The following is a 17,673-nucleotide window of genomic DNA, read 5'->3' as shown; positions in this document are numbered from 1 at the left end:
CCAAAGAACAAGCTAGCGTTCAGGGATCAACCCTCGTGGGCTAAACCGCAGCACCAAGAGCAAGACAACACCCATCGTTAACAGCCGCATGTGGGCCGCAGATTCGATCATATGCTCTTTCAGCGCACTGCCATCAGCCATGCCGCTGGTGGCTAGGTTCATCAACCAAAGCCCCAACGGTTCCACCTGCACCCAAAGCCACCAAATCAGCAGGCCGCCAAGGACCGAGCCAAAGTTATTGCCAGAGCCGCCAACAATTACCATCACCCAAATCAGGAAGGTAAAGCGGAGCGGCTGATAAGATGTTGGCGTCAGTTGCCCATCCAGCGTGGTCATCATCGCGCCTGCGATGCCGCAAATCGCAGAGCCCAGTATGAAAATCTGCAAATGCCGGGCAGTGACGTTCTTGCCCATTGCTTCAGCCGCGACCTCATTATCGCGGATCGCGCGCATCATACGGCCCCACGGGCTGTTGAGCGCCTTTTGCGCGAGCCAAAGCAGGATCAGCAGAACAGTGGCGAACAGCACGGAATAACACAGCTTGGTATAGATCGTCGAAGCCGTCACCGGGTCCATGCCAAAACTGGCGGCGCGGGCGACAAAGCCGGGATCATTTTGTAACGTGACCTCATAAGGTACCGGGCGCGGCAGGCCGTTTACGTTTTTGACGCCGCGCGCCAGCCAATCTTCGTTTTTCATGACGGCGATGATGATTTCGGCAATGCCCAGCGTCGCAATCGCCAGATAATCAGACCGCAGCCCAAGCGCGGTTTTCCCGATGATCCAAGCAGCACCTGCCGCCAAAAGCCCACCCATCGGCCACGCCAAAAGGATGAAATAGTCGGGCAGCAGCATATCATTAGCATCGCGGTGCGGGCCAAAGATGTTGATGCCGCCAAGGTTCCCGGTCAGGGCGGGGTTTACCGCCTCAACCGCCGCGACGCCCGCGTCAAACACGGCACGGTAGACGTAGAAACCGATGATCAGCATGGCGACAGTCCCAAGCGTCTTTGCTCGCCCGGTTAGTTTTTTGCGTAAAAACACAGCCCCAACAACGGTTGCAACCCCAAGCCCTAGACCCGCAAACACTTGCAAGCCGCCAGCGGCCCAGGCTTCGCCCACGGGTGGCATGCCAACCAAAACCGCTGCTAAACCGCCAAGTGCGACAAAACCCATGACCCCGATATTAAACAGCCCGGCGAACCCCCATTGCAGGTTCACGCCTAAGGCCAAGATCGCCGACACGAGCCCCATGTTCAGGATAAACAGAGCAGAGTTCCAGCCCTGCACAATTCCTGTCAAAATCAACAAAACGCCAACAAAACCAAAGAGAAGCGTGTTTTTTACTGCAGGGTTCATACGGATTGCCCCTTGAATAGGCCGGTGGGTTTAAACAGCAGCACGATAATCAAGATCGCAAAACTGACCGCAAATTTGTAGTCGGTGGACATGAGTTGCACGAGCCCGTCAGGCTCTAGGCTTTCGGGCATCAGGTACACCAATACCTTTTTCCACGCATAGGTGATCGTGACCTCACTAAAGGCGATGACAAAGCCGCCCGCAATTGCGCCCAGGGGGTTGCCCAGCCCGCCAACGATGGCGGCGGCAAATATCGGCAGCAGGAGTTGGAAATAGGTGAATGCTTTGAAGGATTTGTCGAGCCCATAAAGCACACCGGCAGTGGTCGCCAGCGCGGCAACAATCATCCATGTCACCTTCACCACCCAATCCGGGTTAATACCTGAGAGCAGCGCCAAATCTTCGTTATCTGAAAACGCGCGCATGGATTTGCCAGTGCGGGTTTTATTCAGGAACCAAAACAGCAGCGCCATCGCGATGATCGCGACAACCACGGTAATCGCTTGCGTGGTTTTAATCGCCAGCCCTTCGCGCAGCCCTGTCATGTCCTTGAATTCGCGCGCGGTGATCAAAAACCGTTCCCCATCCGCAAAACGAATATCCCGCACCCCGATTATAAAGCGCACAACGCCGTTCATCACAAACATCACGCCCATCGACACGATGACAAGGATCACTGGTTTTGCCTTTTGATCGCGGTAGAATTTATAGACCAGCCAATCGGTGAACAGCACCAAAAGGATTGTCGCGCCAATGCCAAAGGGCAGGGCGAGCAGGGCGGTCGGCAGCGGGCCAAAGGTGATCCCCACCGCCAAAAGCGCATTGGTCCCGATAATTGTCATCGCCGTGCCAAAGGCCATCGTGTCGCCATGGGCAAAGTTCGAAAACCGCAAGATGCCGTAAATCAACGTGACACCCAGCGCCCCAATGGCGAGCTGCGCACCGTATGCAAGGCCCGGAACAAACACAAAATTCAAGAAGGCCACGAGGGCGTTAAGATAGTCCATTAGATAACTTCCTCGCAGTGACCCAAATAGCTTATGGAGATTGGGCCATCCATATGGGCGGTGAAACGCGCACCTTCGGGTGATACAGTAAGAAGATAGGTTGTGGTGTCATCTACAAGATGAAAACTTTCAGTATTAGTCTGCGCACCCATACAATAAGATGTGTTCGCACTTTCTTGACCTCGAATTTCGCCAAATTCCGTCTGGGCAATGATACCTCTTGGACCAGGCGCCCTGGGGTAGGTGGTCACTAGATAGTCGATCTCGAAAGAAGTCTCTTGGCAGAGCTCATTTTCAAAGCATTCGATTGTGAATTTGCATTGTACCTCTGCAAATGATGGGCCTGCGATAGCTGCAATAAAAATAGCAGAGATAACGCGAGCACGGTATTTTTGAGCTATGTTGTTCATCCGCCCAAGAAACTCCGCCGGACTTCTTCGTCCGCAAGCAGTTCTTTACCCGTACCCGTATGCGCGTTGCGGCCTTGCACCAAGACATAGGCTTTGTCTGCGATTTCAAGGGCTTGCCGTGCGTTTTGTTCGACCATCAGGATCGGGATGCCGGTGCGGGCGACTTCGATGATCCGGTCAAATAGCTCGTCCATAACAATGGGGCTGACCCCGGCGGTTGGTTCATCCAGCATCAAAACCTTTGGCTGGGTCATCAGGGCGCGACCCACGGCGACTTGCTGGCGTTGCCCGCCCGACAATTCGCCCGCGGCTTGGTTGCGCTTTTCTTTGAGGATCGGGAACAGATCGTAGATCTGCGTCATCGTATCACTGAAATCGTCGCGGCGGATGAAGGCCCCCATCTCAAGGTTTTCTTCAACCGTCATCGACGTAAAGATATTTGACGTTTGCGGCACAAACCCCATGCCCTTCACCACGCGCTCTTGTGGGGACAGTGCGGTGATATCTTCACCATCCAACCGGACAGCGCCTGAATTCACATTCAACATGCCAAATAGGGCTTTCATCGCGGTGGATTTGCCAGCCCCATTGGGGCCAACAATCACGGCGATTTCGCCTTTTTCGGCAGCAATAGTGCAGCCATGCAAAATATCAGGACCTTTGCCATACCCACCGGTCATGGCATCTCCGATCAGAAACGGGTCGTTCACGGGTTAATATACTCCGACAGGAAGGGTAGGTAGGTGGTGATCGTGTCACGCATCAACGCCTGTTCGGTCGCATCTGCGTGATAAAGATAGATGTAGTAGAATGCGCCGGCTGCGCCCAAAATTGCGCCCAGCAAAACTGTAAATAAGAATTTCATATCATGACCTTATCTTTGTTTTTTAATCCGGTGCCGAGATAGGCCTCGATCACCTGTTCGTTGGCTTTGATTTCGCTTAACGTGCCTTCGGCCAAAACGCGGCCTTCGGCCATGCATATTACGGGATCGCAAAGGCGACCGATAAAATCCATGTCGTGTTCGATCACGACAAAGGTGTAGTTGCGTTCTTTGTTCAGGCGAATGATCGCATCGCCAATAGTATTAAGCAGGGTGCGGTTCACGCCTGCGCCGACCTCATCCAGAAATACGATTTTAGCGTCAACCATCATGGTGCGCCCCAGTTCGAGCAGCTTTTTCTGCCCGCCAGACAGGTTCCCGGCTTTTTCGTCTTTCAGGTGGTCGATGGTGAGGAATTCGAGCACCTCATCTGCCTTGGCCAGCAGCGCACGCTCTTCTTCGGCGATGCCTTTGCGGCCGAACCAAGCGTTCCAAAGTGTCTCACCCGATTGGGCGCCGGGCACCATCATCAGGTTTTCGCGCACAGTCATGGATGAAAATTCATGCGCAATCTGGAATGTACGCAGCAGACCTTTGTGGAACAATTCATGCGGGGGCAGGCCTGTGATATCTTCGCCCATCATCGTCACGCGACCAGATGTCGGTGTAAGAACGCCCGCGATCACGTTGAAAAGTGTTGTTTTTCCAGCGCCGTTTGGTCCGATCAATCCGGTGATCGATCCTTCTTCAATGCGGAGCGACGCACCGTCCACAGCGCGAAAACCACCAAAGGTTTTCACCAGATTTTCAACGACAATCATATCTTCCCCTCGCACGCCTTTTTGGCATGTCTGTTGTTAGGGCGGCGCAGTTTCCCGCGCCGCCCTATTCTTAGAACGCTAATTTAACGGTAGCCGATTGTCGCATATTCGCCATCGGCGAATTCGATTTCTTGGTAGTTACCCGCAGATTCGCCGGGACCGATCAGTTCAACCGCAGATGCGCCGACATAATCGATGGCTTCGCCAGCGGCGAGCAGTTCAAGCCCTTTGGCCAGCTCACCCGGGAAGATTTCAACGCCCGGTGCGTTTGCAACGTCAAACACGTGGTCTTTGAAATCAGCAGAATCGCTCGAACCAGCGGCTTGCATCGCCAGCATGATCAGCGCAGCAGCATCATATGATTCAGGGGCAAAGGCACCTGTGCCGTCAAAGTCAGCGGCGGCAGCGAGTTCAACGAATTTCGCAGCGCCCGGGCTATCTGTGCCGGGGTAGGCACCGTAGGATCCGTTTAGCTCTTCGCCGAAGTTTTCGTTCAGTTTTGCGCCGACCATCCCATCAGGGAAGTAGAAAGTGTCAAACGCGCCAGAATCGAGCGACGAGCGCACAACGCCGGAGCCGCCTTGGTCAACATAGCCCGCTACAACGAGAACTTCGCCGCCCGCAGAAGCCAACGCACCTACTTCAGCAGAGTAATCCGCTTTGCCGTCTTCGTGGGCTGCTGAGATGGTGACCGTGCCGCCAGCCGCTTCGAATTCCGCTTGGAATGCGTCAGCCAAACCTTTGCCGTAGTCGTTGTTTGTGTATGTCAGGGCGACTTCTTCAACGCCGCGATCTTGCAAGATGTTTGTGATGATCACACCTTGGCGCGCATCTGATGGGGCCGTGCGGAAGAACAGACCATCATCTTCGGCAGATGACAGGCCGGGTGATGTGGCTGAGGGTGAAATCATCACCACACCGTTCGCACGCGCCACGTTTTGCAGAATTGCGCCGGTCACACCGGAACAGTCAGCGCCCATGATCGCGTTCACAGCGTCAGATGTGACAAGACGTTCAGCCGCTGCCGTTGCCGCACCGCTGTCGATACATGTGCTGTCGCCGCGTACCGATGTTACGGAAGAGCCGTCAAGAAGCGCGCCGGACTCATTGACTTCGGCCATCGCCAATTCTGCGCCCGCACCCATGGCAGGGGTGATGGATTCAAGCGGACCGGTGAACCCGAGAATGACACCGATTTTCACGTCTTCCGCAATTGCGGCACCCGCGATCATGGTCATGGCGGTTGTCGCCATCATTAGTTTTTTCATTTCTAAACTCCCAATTGGATCTTGTTGTCCTGCGCATCAGCTTATCAGCGTGTTTCCAAAAGGAAAGTCGGAACGAAAGGTTAATTTCACTCAATACGGTTGAAAGCACGGGACAAAAGGCTGTGGGGTTAGGCGTTGGGGCGGGCCCCTTGACTGCCGCGTTCGCGGTAGGGTGTTGTGTCGTAATGTGACCGGTAGCATTTTGAAAAATGCGACGGAGAGGCAAAGCCGCAAGCAAGCGCCACGTTGATTACTGTCATATCCGTTTGCATCAATAGGTTGCGCGCCTTTTGCAGGCGCAGTTCCATGTAATAGCGTTTGGGACTACGTGACAGGTAGCGTCGGAACAGCCGTTCAAGCTGTCGGGTCGACATGCCGACGTCACTTGCCAGCGTGGCGGGGCTGATCGGGTCTTCGATATTGGCTTCCATCATTTGGATCACGCTTGACAGTTTCGGATGGCGCACCCCGATCCGTGTTGGGATCGACAGACGCTGGCTGTCTTTGCTGGTGCGAATGGCCGAATAGACCAACAAATCCGCCACGGCATTGGCCAAATTTTCGCCGTGGTCATCCGCGATCAGTTTGATCATCAGATCAATCGCGGCAGTGCCGCCAGCGGCTGTAATCCGGTTGCCGTCCACGACAAACACAGACTTTGTCAGGGTGACATCTTCAAACTCTTCAAGAAAGCTGTCGTGATTTTCCCAATGGATGGCGGCGGTCTTGCCGTCTAATAGCCCGGCTTTCGCTATGACATAGCCCGCCGTGCATAGCCCGGCGATTGTAGCGCCACGGCGCGCCTCGCGGCGCAACCAGTTCAGCAGGCGTTTGGTGGTCGCTTTTTGGACATTCACACCGCCGCACAGCATAATCGTGTCGTCACGCGTTGTTTCATTCAGGCTATGTTCAACCCGAAATGTACAGCCGTTTGAACACAGTGCGTCTTCGCCGTCTTCGTTCACGATTGTCCATGTATATAGGGTTTTTCCAGATGTTCGATTTGCGATGCGCAGGCATTCCAATGCCGCAGCAAAGCTGAGCATCGTGAATTCATTGAGCAAAACAAAGACAAAATGCCGAGGCTTACCGCTGTGTTCAACATCGACGATTTGAGGCTGGGTAGTCATGTGGGGATTCCGGAAAAAAGTATCAAAGGACGGAACCAGTTTTACCAGTGGCGATCAAGCCCAAATGCACATGAAACGATGTTTCGCGGCGCTTTCTCACTTTCGTATTGGCGCTTGGGGTTGTTAGCGCTATACGGGCCGTCTAAATTTCGATCAATAATCATGCAAATGGAGCAAGAAAATGACTAACTGGCAAAAATCTGACTGGCGCAACAAGCCCCGGGTTCAGATGCCCGACTATACCGACGCAGCTGCGCTTCGCGCTGTAGAAGGTCGTCTTGCCAGTTATCCACCCTTGGTTTTTGCCGGTGAAGCGCGCAAGTTGAAAAAACAGCTGGGCGCGGTAAGCCGTGGCGAGGCATTCTTGCTGCAAGGTGGCGATTGCGCAGAGAGTTTTTCAGAATTCGGCGCTGATGGTATTCGCGACACTTTCAAAGTGATGCTGCAAATGGCGATGGTTCTGACCTACGGCGCAAAAGTGCCTGTGGTAAAGGTTGGCCGTATGGCCGGCCAAATGGCCAAACCGCGTTCGGCACCAACAGAAACTGTGGATGGCGTGGAGCTGCCAAGCTACCGCGGCGACATCATCAACGGGTTTGATTTTACGCCTGAATCGCGCATTCCAGATCCAGAGCGTATGTCCCAAGCCTACATGCAGGCCGCCGCGACACTGAACCTTTTGCGTGCGTTTTCAACGGGTGGTTTTGCCAACGTACACGAGGTTCACAAGTGGACTTTGGGCTTTACCGACGCCAATGAGGTGAAAAAATACAGCGACATGGCCGCCCGTATTTCAGATACGCTTGATTTCATGGAGGCCGCAGGCCTGTCCACAGAAACCAACCATGAACTGCAAACGGTAGATTTCTACACCAGCCACGAGGCGCTGTTGCTGGAATATGAAGAAGCCCTCTGCCGCTTGGATTCGACATCGGGCAAATGGTTGGCGGGTTCTGGTCATATGATCTGGATCGGCGACCGGACGCGTCAGCCTGATGGTGCGCATGTTGAATTCTGTAAGGGTGTGCAAAACCCAATCGGGTTGAAATGCGGGCCGACCATGACATCTGGGCACCTCAAGTCTTTGATGGCGTCGCTGAACCCTGAAAACGAAGCAGGCCGTTTGACACTGATCGCGCGCTTTGGCGCGGGCGCTGTCGGCGAACATCTGCCGCGTCTGATCAAAGCCGTCGAAGAAGAGGGGGCAAACGTTGTTTGGACCTGTGACGCGATGCACGGGAACACGATCAAATCGACAACGGGCTATAAAACCCGTCCGTTTGATAGCGTCCTGCGCGAAGTCAAAGAATTCTTTGCGGTTCACAATGCAGAAGGCACTGTGCCGGGCGGCGTACACTTTGAGATGACAGGCAAGGACGTCACCGAATGCACCGGCGGTATCCGCGCTGTGACAGACGAAGACCTGTCCAGTCGTTACCACACGGCCTGCGATCCGCGTTTGAACGCGTCGCAATCGCTTGAACTGGCGTTTTTGGTGTCCGAAGAGCTTTCGGCCCGCCGCAGCAAGTTGCAGCAAGCCAAAGCAGGCTAATCAGCCGTTATTGACCACTAGGCGAAGGGCCGGGCGTTCAGCGTCTGGCCCTTTTGCTTTGGCGACCAAAGGCATGGTTTGCGCGGCGGCGAGTTTGATCCCCAATGTATCAACGCGAATGTTAGCTGTTTGGTCAATTGTAAACCGACGCGGTCGGTTGCCGTGGTTCCCTTCGGTGACAATCGCGCCCAATACACGGCTTGTTTGACCCTCCTCGTCGCGCAGCGGCAACAAGAGCATTGTGCCATATAGCGGTGTGCGGATGATTGTCCCTTGCGAGACCAATGGCACGGCAATGATCGCAGGCTCTGAAAATGCCTTTTCAACAAGCTCTGCGATTTGTTCGCGCGCAGGTGCCTGAAAAAATGTGCTGATCGGCATGCCGCGCGCATCCATTTTAAGCAGATCATGCAATTGTTGTCCGGCAACGCGCATACGTGCAACACCGGGCGCAACTCGTTGCAAAATAAAAGCATGGGGGAGAGCTGTATCGATCTCATGCGGGCGAATATCATTGCGTGCAGGAATGTGGCGGGCATGTCGCAGCGCGCGCCAGTAGCTCTCTAAACTCGCAAGAACCGGATGATTGGCGCCCGGCATATCGCTGTCACGGCGAAAAGAAAAATCATTAACAACAGTCATTTGAACCTCTGCATCTGTCGTGCGGTAACATCGGGTGCTGCAAACCTTGCGCCCTTAAATCAAATTTAACATAGTTTAGTCATGGTTTCACTTAACAAAGTATTAATGGGTTAATGCACACAGGCTTGCCCATCCCCCCACTTATCCAATAGGACCAATGCAAACCAATAATGCAGGTGGCACCCATGACCCTTTCAATGACAGCATTCGCGGCCCGCGTCGGCGCGCATGGGGCAGTATCTTGGCAATGGGAAATGCGTGGCGTGAACGCGCGCGGCTATGATCTGCGCCTGCGCTTGCCCGAAGCCATCGATGGGCTGGAGCCCGCATTGCGCAAAGCGGTGGGTGAGGTCGCTACGCGCGGCAATATCACCGTCAACCTGCGCATCACGCGCGAAGAAACCGCCGGGGAGCTTGTGATTGATGAACCGCGACTTGATATGGTTCTGAGCGCATTGGACGCAATTCAAGAACGCGCTTTCGCAAAAGGTGTGACCTTGGGGCAGCCGACCGCCGCAGATGTTTTGACACAGCGCGGGGTGTTGGTTGCGGCACAGGTACAAGACGATGACGCGGCTCTTGCAGCGGCCATTCAGGCAGACATCGCGCCGCTTGTGGCCGATTTCAGTGCCATGCGCCGTGACGAAGGTGCATTTTTACACGACGTCATCGCCGAGCAGGTCACTCAGATCGCAACGCTGGTTGCAGCCGCTGAGCAGGCGGCCACCGCGCGGCTGCCACAAATGCGCGCCAATCTGACGGCGGCTTTGCAGCGGATCGCCGAAGATGTGAGCACCATTGAAGAAGGGCGCATTGCGCAAGAACTGGCGGTCGTTGCGATGAAGGCGGATATCACCGAAGAGATCGACCGGCTCAAGGCGCATGTGCAGGCCGCGCGCGAATTATTAGCGCAAGACGCCCCATCTGGTCGCAAATTCGACTTTTTGGCACAGGAATTTAACCGCGAGGCCAATACGCTTTGTGCGAAAGCACAGTCAACGGCGCTGACTGCGATTGGGCTTGACCTGAAAGCCGTGATCGACCAGATGCGCGAACAAATTCAAAACGTGGAGTAACGCATGTCCCGTCGTGGCCTATTGATCGTCTTGTCTTCGCCTTCAGGGGCTGGAAAATCAACGTTAACAACGCGGCTGCGTGCGTGGGATGACACATTGCGCTTTTCGGTCTCTGCAACGACGCGTGAACCGCGCCCTGGCGAAGAAGACGGCAAAGACTACTATTTTGTCTCCGTTCCGGAATTCCAAGATCAGGTCGCAAGCCATGATATGCTTGAACATGCGCGGGTGTTTGGGAACTACTACGGATCGCCCAAAGCACCGGTACAGGCCGCGATTGAGGGCGGGCGCGACGTTTTGTTTGATATTGACTGGCAAGGCGCGCAGCAAATCAGCAATTCTGATCTGCAAGAACATGTTCTTTCGATCTTTATCCTGCCGCCATCGATCACTGAATTGCACCGCCGTTTGGTCAGCCGGGGCCAAGACGCGCCCGAAGTGATCGAACAACGGATGCAAAAAAGCTGGGACGAGATCAGCCATTGGGATGGCTATGATTATGTCTTGGTGAACGATGATTTGGACGCCACAGAGGCACAGCTGAAAACGATTATCAGCGCTGAACGTCTGCGCCGCGCGCAACAGCCTGATCTTGTAGGCCACGCACGTAAATTACAATCAGAGTTTGGAGAGCGCACATGAGCCTCTATGCGCTTGGAGACGATCAGCCCGAGGTGGCCGCAGACGCATGGGTCGCACCGGGCTGCCATGTTATTGGCAAGGTGACAGTGGCTGCAAAGGCTTCGGTCTGGTTCGGCACGGTTTTGCGCGGTGACAACGAGCGGATCACCATCGGCGCAGGCAGCAACGTGCAAGAAAACTGCGTGATGCATACCGATATGGGCTACCCGCTGACCATCGGGGCAGGCTGTACCATTGGCCACAAGGCGATGCTGCACGGCTGCACAATCGGCGCGGATAGCTTGATTGGCATGGGCGCGACCGTTTTGAATGGTGCGGTCATCGGCAAAGGCTGTTTGATTGGTGCCGGGGCATTGATCACCGAAGGCAAGGTCATTCCCGATGGATCGCTGGTGATGGGGGCGCCGGGCAAGGTTGTGCGTACACTTGATACGGCCGCCCTTGCTGGATTGCGGGCATCAGCCTTGCATTATCAAGAAAATGCCGCCCGCTTTGCCCGCGATCTGAACCCGATCTAAATTGGAACGACAAGGATATCGAACGATATGCCGGGCGCATGTTTCGATATCTCAGTGATGACAGCTTCGCGGTCAGGAAGCGGGTCAGAAATTGCGCAGTAACGCCCAGCATAGGCGGAAGTCGCGAGAAATTGAGCGACCTCAAGGGCGTCGAATGTATCCGCAATCAATGGCGAAAAAATCGTTTCAGGTGCGAATTCTGCAAGTGTATCGGCGCAAATAGCGTCGATTGCGACAAACCGCAAACCATCCATTGGCGCCACATTCATTCCTTGTGCCTGCCAGCGCGCCACATCACCGATAACGATCGTTTTGAGCTGGGGCGTGCGGTGGGGAAAATCGACAACCTGCGCCGCCGTATTGGAATGAAACATATTTAGCTTGGTACCCTCAAACATATTTACACGCGTAAATGTATTACGCAATTTCTGTGTTGGCGCAACGCGTTTTTCGTGGTTACACATGCCTAAAATAGATTTGTGGAAAAACTTTGACCTATCATCACATTGCCGATGTTATTGCGGCGCTTCCCATGGCTGTCCTCGTCATTGGCCCCGAAGATCGTGTGCGTGCCGTCAATCCGGCGCTCGAAGCGATTTTGGGAACTGAATTGGTGGGGAAGCACTATATCTCGGCATTGCGCCAGCCCGCGGTTGTTGCCGCGATCACCACGTTGCGTGGGGGAGGTGCGCCCAGCAATATCCGTTTTAGCAGCCGTGATGGCGCGCGCGACACCGTCTACCGCGTGGCCGTGTCGCCTGCAGGTCAAGATATTGTGTTAAGTTTCGAAGACCAAACCGCTGCAGAAGACGCAGGTAAAATGCGCCGCGATTTTGTCGCGAATGTCAGCCATGAATTACGCACGCCGCTTACGGCATTGATGGGGTTTATTGAAACGCTGGGCGGGGCCGCGCGTGATGATGCGAAGGCCCGTGACCGATTCTTGCAGATTATGGCGCATGAAGCTTCGCGCATGACGCGGCTTGTCGATGACCTTTTATCACTGTCACGTGTCGAAGAAGACGAACGTGTGCGCCCACGCGAACATATTGATGTGACCGCATTGCTCAGTTCGGTGATTAAAGGCCTAGAGCCACAGGCAGCCGCCGCTCATGTGTCTGTGACACTCACGACATTGGGCGCGGGGGATATGGTGCTGGGCGATGCGGGGCAATTGGTGCAGGTTTTCACTAATCTTGTCGAAAACGCGATCAAATATGGCTCCGCAGGTAAAAAGGTGGATGTCACAATTCACGCCCCAGCGATGGATCTGCGACTGCGCGGCACGGCTATTCAGATATCGGTGGCGGATTTTGGGGAAGGCATTCCCAATCATCACATCGCACGGCTGACTGAACGATTTTACCGCGTTGATAGCCACCGTTCGCGCGCTGTTGGCGGCACGGGGCTTGGGCTGGCGATTGTAAAGCATATCGTCAATCGGCACCGTGGACGGCTTTTGATTGAAAGTGAGGTCGGTAAGGGCACCACGTTTTCAGTTTTTTTACCAGTTTCTTAGGCTGTCATAAAAGTTTTACATTACTGTCACAAAAGGTTTGAAGCCGGCTTCTAAACGGACCCGGATAACCATGCGAGCCGCGCGTGGTTGATGTTTGACTGACTGGAGTGATTTGATGTCGATCATGAAACTGACTGCGACAACCGCAGTACTTGCTGCCCTTACCGCAACTTCTGCTACCGCACGTGACAACGTACAGGTTGCTGGTTCTTCAACTGTTTTGCCTTACGCCTCTATCGTGGCAGAAGCATTTGGCGAAAACTTTGACTTCCCAACACCTGTTGTTGAATCTGGTGGTTCATCTGCTGGCCTGAAGCGTTTCTGCGAAGGCGTTGGCGAAAACACCATCGACATCGCAAACTCTTCACGTCCGATCCGCGAAAGCGACATCGCACTGTGCACAGAGAACGGCGTGAACGACATCATCGAAGTGCGCATCGGTTATGACGGCATCGTCTTCGCGTCACAAATCGACGGTCCTGCGTTCACTGCTTTCGAAGCAAGCGACATCTTTAACGCACTTGGCGCAACTGTTTTGGTTGACGGCGAAGTCGTTGCTAACCCTTACACACAGTGGGCTGAATTCAACGCTGAATTGCCAGCGGCTGACATTCTGGCCTTTATCCCAGGTACCAAGCACGGCACACGCGAAGTGTTCGAAGACAAGGTTTTGCTGCAAGGCTGTGAAGACACAGGCGCAATGGAAGCTATGATGGCTGGCGGCATGTCCGAAGACGACGCAGAAGATGCATGCATCGAAGTGCGCGGCAACGGCATCACAGTCGACATCGACGGTGACTACACAGAAACACTTGCTCGTGTTGACACAAACCCGAACGGTATCGGTGTCTTTGGTTTGGCATTCTACGAAAACAACACTGACTCGCTGAAAGTTGCGACAATCGGTGGTGTTGAACCAAAAACAGAAACCATCGCGTCTGGTGAATACCCTGTGTCACGCCCATTGTTCTTCTTCATCAAGAAAGCACACATCGGCGTAATCCCAGGCCTGAAAGAATTCGCAGAATTCTTCATCTCTGACGAAATCGCTGGCCCATCTGGCCCATTGTCTGCCTACGGTCTTGTTGCTGACCCAGAACTGTCAGACACACAAGCGACTGTTGCAAACGAAGACACTCTTTAATCAGAGTATGACGTTTCGGGGCACCCCCATCAGGGGAGCCCCATCTTTGCTTTTTGGTACCGCTCCTAAACGTACCAGGCCAAACGGATTAACGACCTAAAAGGGGTTGCGCTGCCATGCCGGCAATTTGGATTATCGCGGTCATTCTTGTGATCGCAATCGCAGGTTACTTCTTAGCGCGTGGGCGCGCGCTCGCTTCTGCAGATGCAGACCCGCGAAAAATGCACTCGCTGCCCTCCTATTACGGTACAAATGCTGCGATGGCAGCTGCGGGTCCCGCGTTGCTTATTCTTTTAGCTTGGCTGATTGCCCAGCCTTTGCTGATCAACAATTCTTTGACGCAGTATTTGCCCGCTGACATCATTGGTGACGCGGGCGAAACCTCGCTTGCGATGGCCGATGTGAACCGGATCGCGGGTGGGCTTGACCTCGCGGTTGCCGAAGGCGCGATGACGGCTGAGGCGGCGAAAAACCTTACAGTCGAAACAACGGATGTCCGCGCAGAACTGGCCGCCGTTGGTGTCGCACTTGGGTCTGATGTTGATGCGGCCACTTTGGCACTTGCGCAGCGTTACCGTGGCGCGACTGCACTTGGCGATATCTTGAAAGCGGTTGTTGTGATCGGGCTTTCATTGGTCGGGGCCGGTGTTGCCTATGCGATGACCAACAAAGATTTCCGCGCCCGCCGCTATGTTGAGAGCGCGGTGAAACTGATTTTGATCGCGGCCGCATCGGTTGCGATTTTGACAACCGTGGGCATCGTCCTTTCACTGGTGTTTAACACGATTGAATTCTTCCGGCTCTTTCCCGCGACCGATTTCTTTTTCGGCACACGCTGGGAGCCAAGTTTTTCTGGTCGTGGCGGGAATTCGGATCTAGGTTTCTTGCCGCTGATCTGGGGCACGCTGTTTATCTCGCTGATCGCGTTGATCGTCGCCGTGCCAATCGGGCTTTTCGCGGCGATCTACTTGTCAGAATACGCCTCACCACGGGTACGCTCTATCGCAAAGCCTTTGATCGAGGTGCTCGCCGGGGTGCCAACGATCGTCTACGGTTTGTTCGCTCTGCTGACAGTCGGGCCGCTGTTGCTGAGCGCATTTGGTGCAAACGGATCATTCCATCTTGGATGGATGTCAGGCGGAACCGCTGCGATGACGGCGGGTTTGGTCATGGGCTTTATGTTGATCCCATTCGTGTCATCCCTGTCAGACGACATCATCAATTCAGTGCCGCAAGCAATGCGCGATGGGTCGCTTGGACTTGGGGCGACCCAGTCGGAAACTGTCCGTCAGGTGATTTTGCCCGCGGCCTTGCCCGGCATTGTCGGCGCGATTTTGCTGGCAGCGTCACGCGCGATCGGGGAAACCATGATTGTTGTGATGGGGGCAGGGGCCGCTGCGAGCCTGTCGATGAACCCTTTCGACGCGATGACAACCGTGACCGCCAAAATCGTCAGCCAGCTGACTGGTGACGGTGAATTTAACAGCCCTGAAACGCTGGTGGCCTTTGCCTTGGGGATGACGCTCTTTGTGATCACCTTGGCGCTGAACATCCTCGCACTTTATATCGTTCGCAAATACCGGGAACAGTACGAATGACCGACAATACCGCCGATATGGCTGCGCCTGCGAGCAAAGGGAAATCCCTGCTCGCGCAAGATGCCCGGACCCGCAAACGCAACGCTGCCGAAACACGGTTTAAAGCTTACGGCATCGCTGCGCTCGCCTTTAGTATCTTGTTTCTTGCGATGTTGTTGTTTGCAATTGTCCGCAACGGTGTGCCAGCATTTACGCAAACTTTCGTGAACATCGAAGTGGAGCTGCCCGCAGATGTCTTGGACAAGAACGGCAACCGCGATATTGACGACATTAAGAAAGTGTCGACATTCGGGTATAACCCGCTGATCCAAGATGCGCTGGTCGCGGTGACAGCCGACCTTGAAACCGACGTGGCTGATGGTGATCTGAAAAAGATGCTGTCATCTTCCGCTGGTGCCACCGTGCGCAACGCGGTTATCGCCAACCCTGACCTAATCGGGCAAACGGTTGAGTTCGAAGTCTTGGCCTCGTCACGTGTAGACGGCTATATGAAAGGCCGCGTTGTTCGTGAAGATTTGGCGCGTGACCGTAACCTTGATGCCGCGCACCTTGATCTTGTTGATGCGCTGTCAGAAACGGGCGGCGTTACACGCAAGTTTAACTGGGCGTTCATTCTGGGTGCTGATGCATCCGAAAGCCGGCCAGAACAAGCAGGGATAGGTGTCGCGATGCTGGGCTCTGTCTTTATGATGCTGGTCGTGCTGCTGCTTTCCTTGCCGATTGGGGTCGCCGCTTCGATCTATCTCGAAGAATTTGCGCCGCAAAACTGGATCACGGATCTGATCGAAGTGAACATCTCGAACCTTGCCGCTGTGCCATCGATTGTGTTTGGTATCCTTGGCTTGGCCGTGTTCATCCAGTTCGCCCATCTACCGCAATCGGCACCGCTGGTTGGTGGTCTGACGCTGACGTTGATGACCCTGCCAACAATCGTGATTTCCACACGGGCCTCGCTGAAAGCGGTGCCACCGTCAATCCGAAGTGCGGCGTTGGGTGTTGGTGCGTCAGAAATGCAGACGGTATTTCACCATGTTTTGCCCTTGGCGATGCCCGGTATCTTGACCGGAACCATCATTGGTCTTGCCCAAGCTTTGGGTGAAACCGCGCCGCTCCTTCTGATCGGCATGGTTGGTTACATCGCTTCCAATTATCCAGATGGGATCGCTTCGGGGTTCCTCGATCCAAACTCGGCTATGCCCGCCCAAATTTTCGAATGGGCCAAACGTGCCGACCCTGCGTATTACGAGCGCGCTTGGGGCGGTATCATCATCCTGCTATTGTTCCTCATGACGATGAACATCATAGCGATCATTTTGCGCCGCCGCTTTGAGCGCCGGTGGTAGGAGAGATCATGTTAGACGATAAATATCACGCAGATCGGGCAGTAGGCACCATGCAAGACAAAAAGATTACCGCAAGAAACGTCCAAGTGTTCTATGGCGACACCCATGCGATCAAAGACGTGAACGTTGATATCGCGGATAAAACAGTCACCGCCTTTATCGGCCCTTCTGGTTGCGGGAAGTCAACTTTCCTGCGGTGCCTGAACCGGATGAACGATACGATCGATATCTGTCGGGTCGAAGGCGATATTTTGATCGATGATGAAGATATCTATGATCCGCGGGTCGACCCGGTACAGCTACGCGCCAAGGTGGGCATGGTTTTCCAAAAACCAAACCCGTTCCCAAAGTCAATCTATGACAATGTGGCTTACGGCCCCAAAATTCACGGGCTGGCAAAGACCAAGGCAGACCTTGACGAAATCGTTGAAAGTTCACTGCGCAAAGCGGCGCTTTGGAACGAAGCCAAGGACCGTTTGCACCAGCCGGGCACCGGCATGTCAGGCGGGCAACAGCAACGTTTGTGTATTGCGCGTGCTATCGCAACCGCGCCTGAAATTCTGCTGATGGACGAACCATGCTCTGCGCTTGACCCGATTGCCACCGCGCAGGTCGAAGAACTGATCGACGAATTGCGTCAAAGTTTCTCGGTTGTCATCGTGACCCACTCAATGCAGCAGGCCGCCCGTGTCAGCCAGAAAACGGCGTTCTTCCACCTCGGGAACCTTGTTGAATTTGACGATACCGACAAGATTTTTACAAACCCCCAAGACCCCCGCACGGAAAGCTATATTTCCGGCCGGATCGGGTAAGGAGCTAAT

General features: G+C 54.4%; 19 protein-coding genes. 9 read left to right on the top strand and 10 right to left on the bottom strand.

What is annotated here, in order from left to right:
• Nucleotides 1-12 precede the first annotated feature (12 nt).
• The 8 genes from Yoon_RS00545 to Yoon_RS00510 form a co-directional block, all read right to left on the bottom strand.
• Complete coding sequence (locus tag Yoon_RS00545) at nucleotides 13-1,359, bottom strand: branched-chain amino acid ABC transporter permease (RefSeq protein ID WP_238109233.1); 1,347 nt, start codon at nucleotides 1,357-1,359, stop codon at nucleotides 13-15.
• On the bottom strand, nucleotides 1,356-2,366 hold the full coding sequence (locus Yoon_RS00540) for a branched-chain amino acid ABC transporter permease (protein ID WP_238109232.1): 1,011 nt from the start codon (nucleotides 2,364-2,366) through the stop codon (nucleotides 1,356-1,358). Before Yoon_RS00540 ends, Yoon_RS00545 begins: the two co-directional genes overlap by 4 nt.
• Nucleotides 2,366-2,776, bottom strand: coding sequence for a hypothetical protein (locus tag Yoon_RS00535; RefSeq protein ID WP_238109231.1), 411 nt, complete (start codon nucleotides 2,774-2,776; stop codon nucleotides 2,366-2,368). Before Yoon_RS00535 ends, Yoon_RS00540 begins: the two co-directional genes overlap by 1 nt.
• Entirely contained in the window at nucleotides 2,773-3,486 is a 714-nt protein-coding gene (locus Yoon_RS00530; RefSeq protein ID WP_238109230.1) for an ABC transporter ATP-binding protein, read from the bottom strand. Before Yoon_RS00530 ends, Yoon_RS00535 begins: the two co-directional genes overlap by 4 nt.
• Complete coding sequence (locus Yoon_RS00525; protein ID WP_181820801.1) at nucleotides 3,483-3,641, bottom strand: hypothetical protein; 159 nt, start codon at nucleotides 3,639-3,641, stop codon at nucleotides 3,483-3,485. The genes Yoon_RS00530 and Yoon_RS00525 overlap by 4 nt, the downstream gene beginning before the upstream one ends.
• Entirely contained in the window at nucleotides 3,638-4,420 is a 783-nt protein-coding gene (locus Yoon_RS00520; protein ID WP_238109227.1) for an ABC transporter ATP-binding protein, read from the bottom strand. Before Yoon_RS00520 ends, Yoon_RS00525 begins: the two co-directional genes overlap by 4 nt.
• 83 nt (nucleotides 4,421-4,503) lie before the next feature.
• Nucleotides 4,504-5,688: an ABC transporter substrate-binding protein gene (locus tag Yoon_RS00515; RefSeq protein WP_238109225.1), complete on the bottom strand. Its 1,185-nt coding sequence runs from the start codon at nucleotides 5,686-5,688 to the stop codon at nucleotides 4,504-4,506.
• 128 nt (nucleotides 5,689-5,816) lie between these two features.
• Nucleotides 5,817-6,818: a GlxA family transcriptional regulator gene (locus Yoon_RS00510; RefSeq protein WP_238109224.1), complete on the bottom strand. Its 1,002-nt coding sequence runs from the start codon at nucleotides 6,816-6,818 to the stop codon at nucleotides 5,817-5,819.
• Between the two features lie 181 nt (nucleotides 6,819-6,999).
• On the opposite strand from Yoon_RS00510, the gene Yoon_RS00505 reads away from it, so the two are divergent.
• Nucleotides 7,000-8,370, top strand: a complete 1,371-nt coding sequence (locus tag Yoon_RS00505) for a class II 3-deoxy-7-phosphoheptulonate synthase (RefSeq protein WP_238109222.1) — start codon at nucleotides 7,000-7,002, stop codon at nucleotides 8,368-8,370.
• On the opposite strand, the gene Yoon_RS00500 is transcribed toward Yoon_RS00505, so the two are convergent.
• Nucleotides 8,371-9,012 (bottom strand): PAS domain-containing protein, encoded by a 642-nt coding sequence (locus Yoon_RS00500; protein ID WP_238109220.1) that lies wholly within the window; start codon nucleotides 9,010-9,012, stop codon nucleotides 8,371-8,373.
• A 185-nt stretch (nucleotides 9,013-9,197) separates the two neighbouring features.
• Here Yoon_RS00500 and Yoon_RS00495 point away from each other — a divergent pair, with 185 nt between their 5' ends.
• Genes Yoon_RS00495 through Yoon_RS00485 form a run of 3 tightly spaced genes read left to right on the top strand, consistent with a single transcriptional unit; the run spans nucleotide 9,198 to nucleotide 11,248 of the window.
• Nucleotides 9,198-10,088: a YicC/YloC family endoribonuclease gene (locus Yoon_RS00495; RefSeq protein ID WP_238109218.1), complete on the top strand. Its 891-nt coding sequence runs from the start codon at nucleotides 9,198-9,200 to the stop codon at nucleotides 10,086-10,088.
• A gap of 3 nt (nucleotides 10,089-10,091) precedes the next feature.
• Entirely contained in the window at nucleotides 10,092-10,730 is a 639-nt protein-coding gene (gene gmk / locus Yoon_RS00490) for a guanylate kinase (RefSeq protein WP_238109217.1), read from the top strand.
• Nucleotides 10,727-11,248: a gamma carbonic anhydrase family protein gene (locus Yoon_RS00485; protein WP_238109215.1), complete on the top strand. Its 522-nt coding sequence runs from the start codon at nucleotides 10,727-10,729 to the stop codon at nucleotides 11,246-11,248. The genes gmk and Yoon_RS00485 overlap by 4 nt, the downstream gene beginning before the upstream one ends.
• Here the strand turns inward: Yoon_RS00485 and Yoon_RS00480 are convergent.
• Nucleotides 11,245-11,646, bottom strand: a complete 402-nt coding sequence (locus Yoon_RS00480) for a hypothetical protein (protein WP_238109213.1) — start codon at nucleotides 11,644-11,646, stop codon at nucleotides 11,245-11,247. The genes Yoon_RS00485 and Yoon_RS00480 overlap by 4 nt on opposite strands.
• Before the next feature lie 134 nt (nucleotides 11,647-11,780).
• Here Yoon_RS00480 and Yoon_RS00475 point away from each other — a divergent pair, with 134 nt between their 5' ends.
• The 5 genes from Yoon_RS00475 to pstB all read left to right on the top strand — a co-directional run bounded on the left by Yoon_RS00475 (nucleotide 11,781) and on the right by pstB (nucleotide 17,664).
• Nucleotides 11,781-12,767, top strand: coding sequence for a cell wall metabolism sensor histidine kinase WalK (locus tag Yoon_RS00475; RefSeq protein ID WP_238109212.1), 987 nt, complete (start codon nucleotides 11,781-11,783; stop codon nucleotides 12,765-12,767).
• Between the two features lie 115 nt (nucleotides 12,768-12,882).
• Entirely contained in the window at nucleotides 12,883-13,911 is a 1,029-nt protein-coding gene (locus tag Yoon_RS00470; RefSeq protein WP_238109211.1) for a PstS family phosphate ABC transporter substrate-binding protein, read from the top strand.
• Between the two features lie 116 nt (nucleotides 13,912-14,027).
• Nucleotides 14,028-15,509 (top strand): phosphate ABC transporter permease subunit PstC, encoded by a 1,482-nt coding sequence (pstC, locus tag Yoon_RS00465; RefSeq protein WP_238109210.1) that lies wholly within the window; start codon nucleotides 14,028-14,030, stop codon nucleotides 15,507-15,509.
• The gene (gene pstA / locus Yoon_RS00460; RefSeq protein ID WP_238109209.1) at nucleotides 15,506-16,852 is read left to right on the top strand and encodes a phosphate ABC transporter permease PstA; all 1,347 of its coding nucleotides are present in this window, start codon (nucleotides 15,506-15,508) and stop codon (nucleotides 16,850-16,852) included. The genes pstC and pstA overlap by 4 nt, the downstream gene beginning before the upstream one ends.
• A gap of 50 nt (nucleotides 16,853-16,902) precedes the next feature.
• Nucleotides 16,903-17,664: a phosphate ABC transporter ATP-binding protein PstB gene (gene pstB / locus Yoon_RS00455; RefSeq protein WP_238109956.1), complete on the top strand. Its 762-nt coding sequence runs from the start codon at nucleotides 16,903-16,905 to the stop codon at nucleotides 17,662-17,664.
• Nucleotides 17,665-17,673 lie beyond the last annotated feature (9 nt).

The organism is Yoonia sp. I 8.24 (assembly GCF_022096995.1).
Lineage (GTDB): Bacteria > Pseudomonadota > Alphaproteobacteria > Rhodobacterales > Rhodobacteraceae > Yoonia.
The sequence above is the reverse complement of the archived record's forward strand: the minus strand, read 5'-3'. Positions and strand labels throughout refer to the sequence as shown.

Bases quoted from the DNA above. Each gene is read 5' to 3' on its own strand.
- Yoon_RS00495 (WP_238109218.1), top strand. From the start codon at position 9,198: ATGACCCTTTCAATGACAGCATTCGCGGCCCGCGTCGGCGCGCATGGG.
- Yoon_RS00510 (WP_238109224.1), bottom strand. From the start codon at position 6,818: ATGACTACCCAGCCTCAAATCGTCGATGTTGAACACAGCGGTAAGCCT.
- Yoon_RS00470 (WP_238109211.1), top strand. From the start codon at position 12,883: ATGTCGATCATGAAACTGACTGCGACAACCGCAGTACTTGCTGCCCTT.
- gmk (WP_238109217.1), top strand. From the start codon at position 10,092: ATGTCCCGTCGTGGCCTATTGATCGTCTTGTCTTCGCCTTCAGGGGCT.
- Yoon_RS00520 (WP_238109227.1), bottom strand. From the start codon at position 4,420: ATGATTGTCGTTGAAAATCTGGTGAAAACCTTTGGTGGTTTTCGCGCT.
- Yoon_RS00540 (WP_238109232.1), bottom strand. From the start codon at position 2,366: ATGGACTATCTTAACGCCCTCGTGGCCTTCTTGAATTTTGTGTTTGTT.
- Yoon_RS00475 (WP_238109212.1), top strand. From the start codon at position 11,781: ATGGCTGTCCTCGTCATTGGCCCCGAAGATCGTGTGCGTGCCGTCAAT.
- Yoon_RS00500 (WP_238109220.1), bottom strand. From the start codon at position 9,012: ATGACTGTTGTTAATGATTTTTCTTTTCGCCGTGACAGCGATATGCCG.
- Yoon_RS00480 (WP_238109213.1), bottom strand. From the start codon at position 11,646: ATGTTTGAGGGTACCAAGCTAAATATGTTTCATTCCAATACGGCGGCG.
- pstA (WP_238109209.1), top strand. From the start codon at position 15,506: ATGACCGACAATACCGCCGATATGGCTGCGCCTGCGAGCAAAGGGAAA.
- Yoon_RS00515 (WP_238109225.1), bottom strand. From the start codon at position 5,688: ATGAAAAAACTAATGATGGCGACAACCGCCATGACCATGATCGCGGGT.
- pstC (WP_238109210.1), top strand. From the start codon at position 14,028: ATGCCGGCAATTTGGATTATCGCGGTCATTCTTGTGATCGCAATCGCA.
- Yoon_RS00485 (WP_238109215.1), top strand. From the start codon at position 10,727: ATGAGCCTCTATGCGCTTGGAGACGATCAGCCCGAGGTGGCCGCAGAC.
- Yoon_RS00525 (WP_181820801.1), bottom strand. From the start codon at position 3,641: ATGAAATTCTTATTTACAGTTTTGCTGGGCGCAATTTTGGGCGCAGCC.
- Yoon_RS00535 (WP_238109231.1), bottom strand. From the start codon at position 2,776: ATGAACAACATAGCTCAAAAATACCGTGCTCGCGTTATCTCTGCTATT.
- pstB (WP_238109956.1), top strand. From the start codon at position 16,903: ATGCAAGACAAAAAGATTACCGCAAGAAACGTCCAAGTGTTCTATGGC.
- Yoon_RS00505 (WP_238109222.1), top strand. From the start codon at position 7,000: ATGACTAACTGGCAAAAATCTGACTGGCGCAACAAGCCCCGGGTTCAG.
- Yoon_RS00545 (WP_238109233.1), bottom strand. From the start codon at position 1,359: ATGAACCCTGCAGTAAAAAACACGCTTCTCTTTGGTTTTGTTGGCGTT.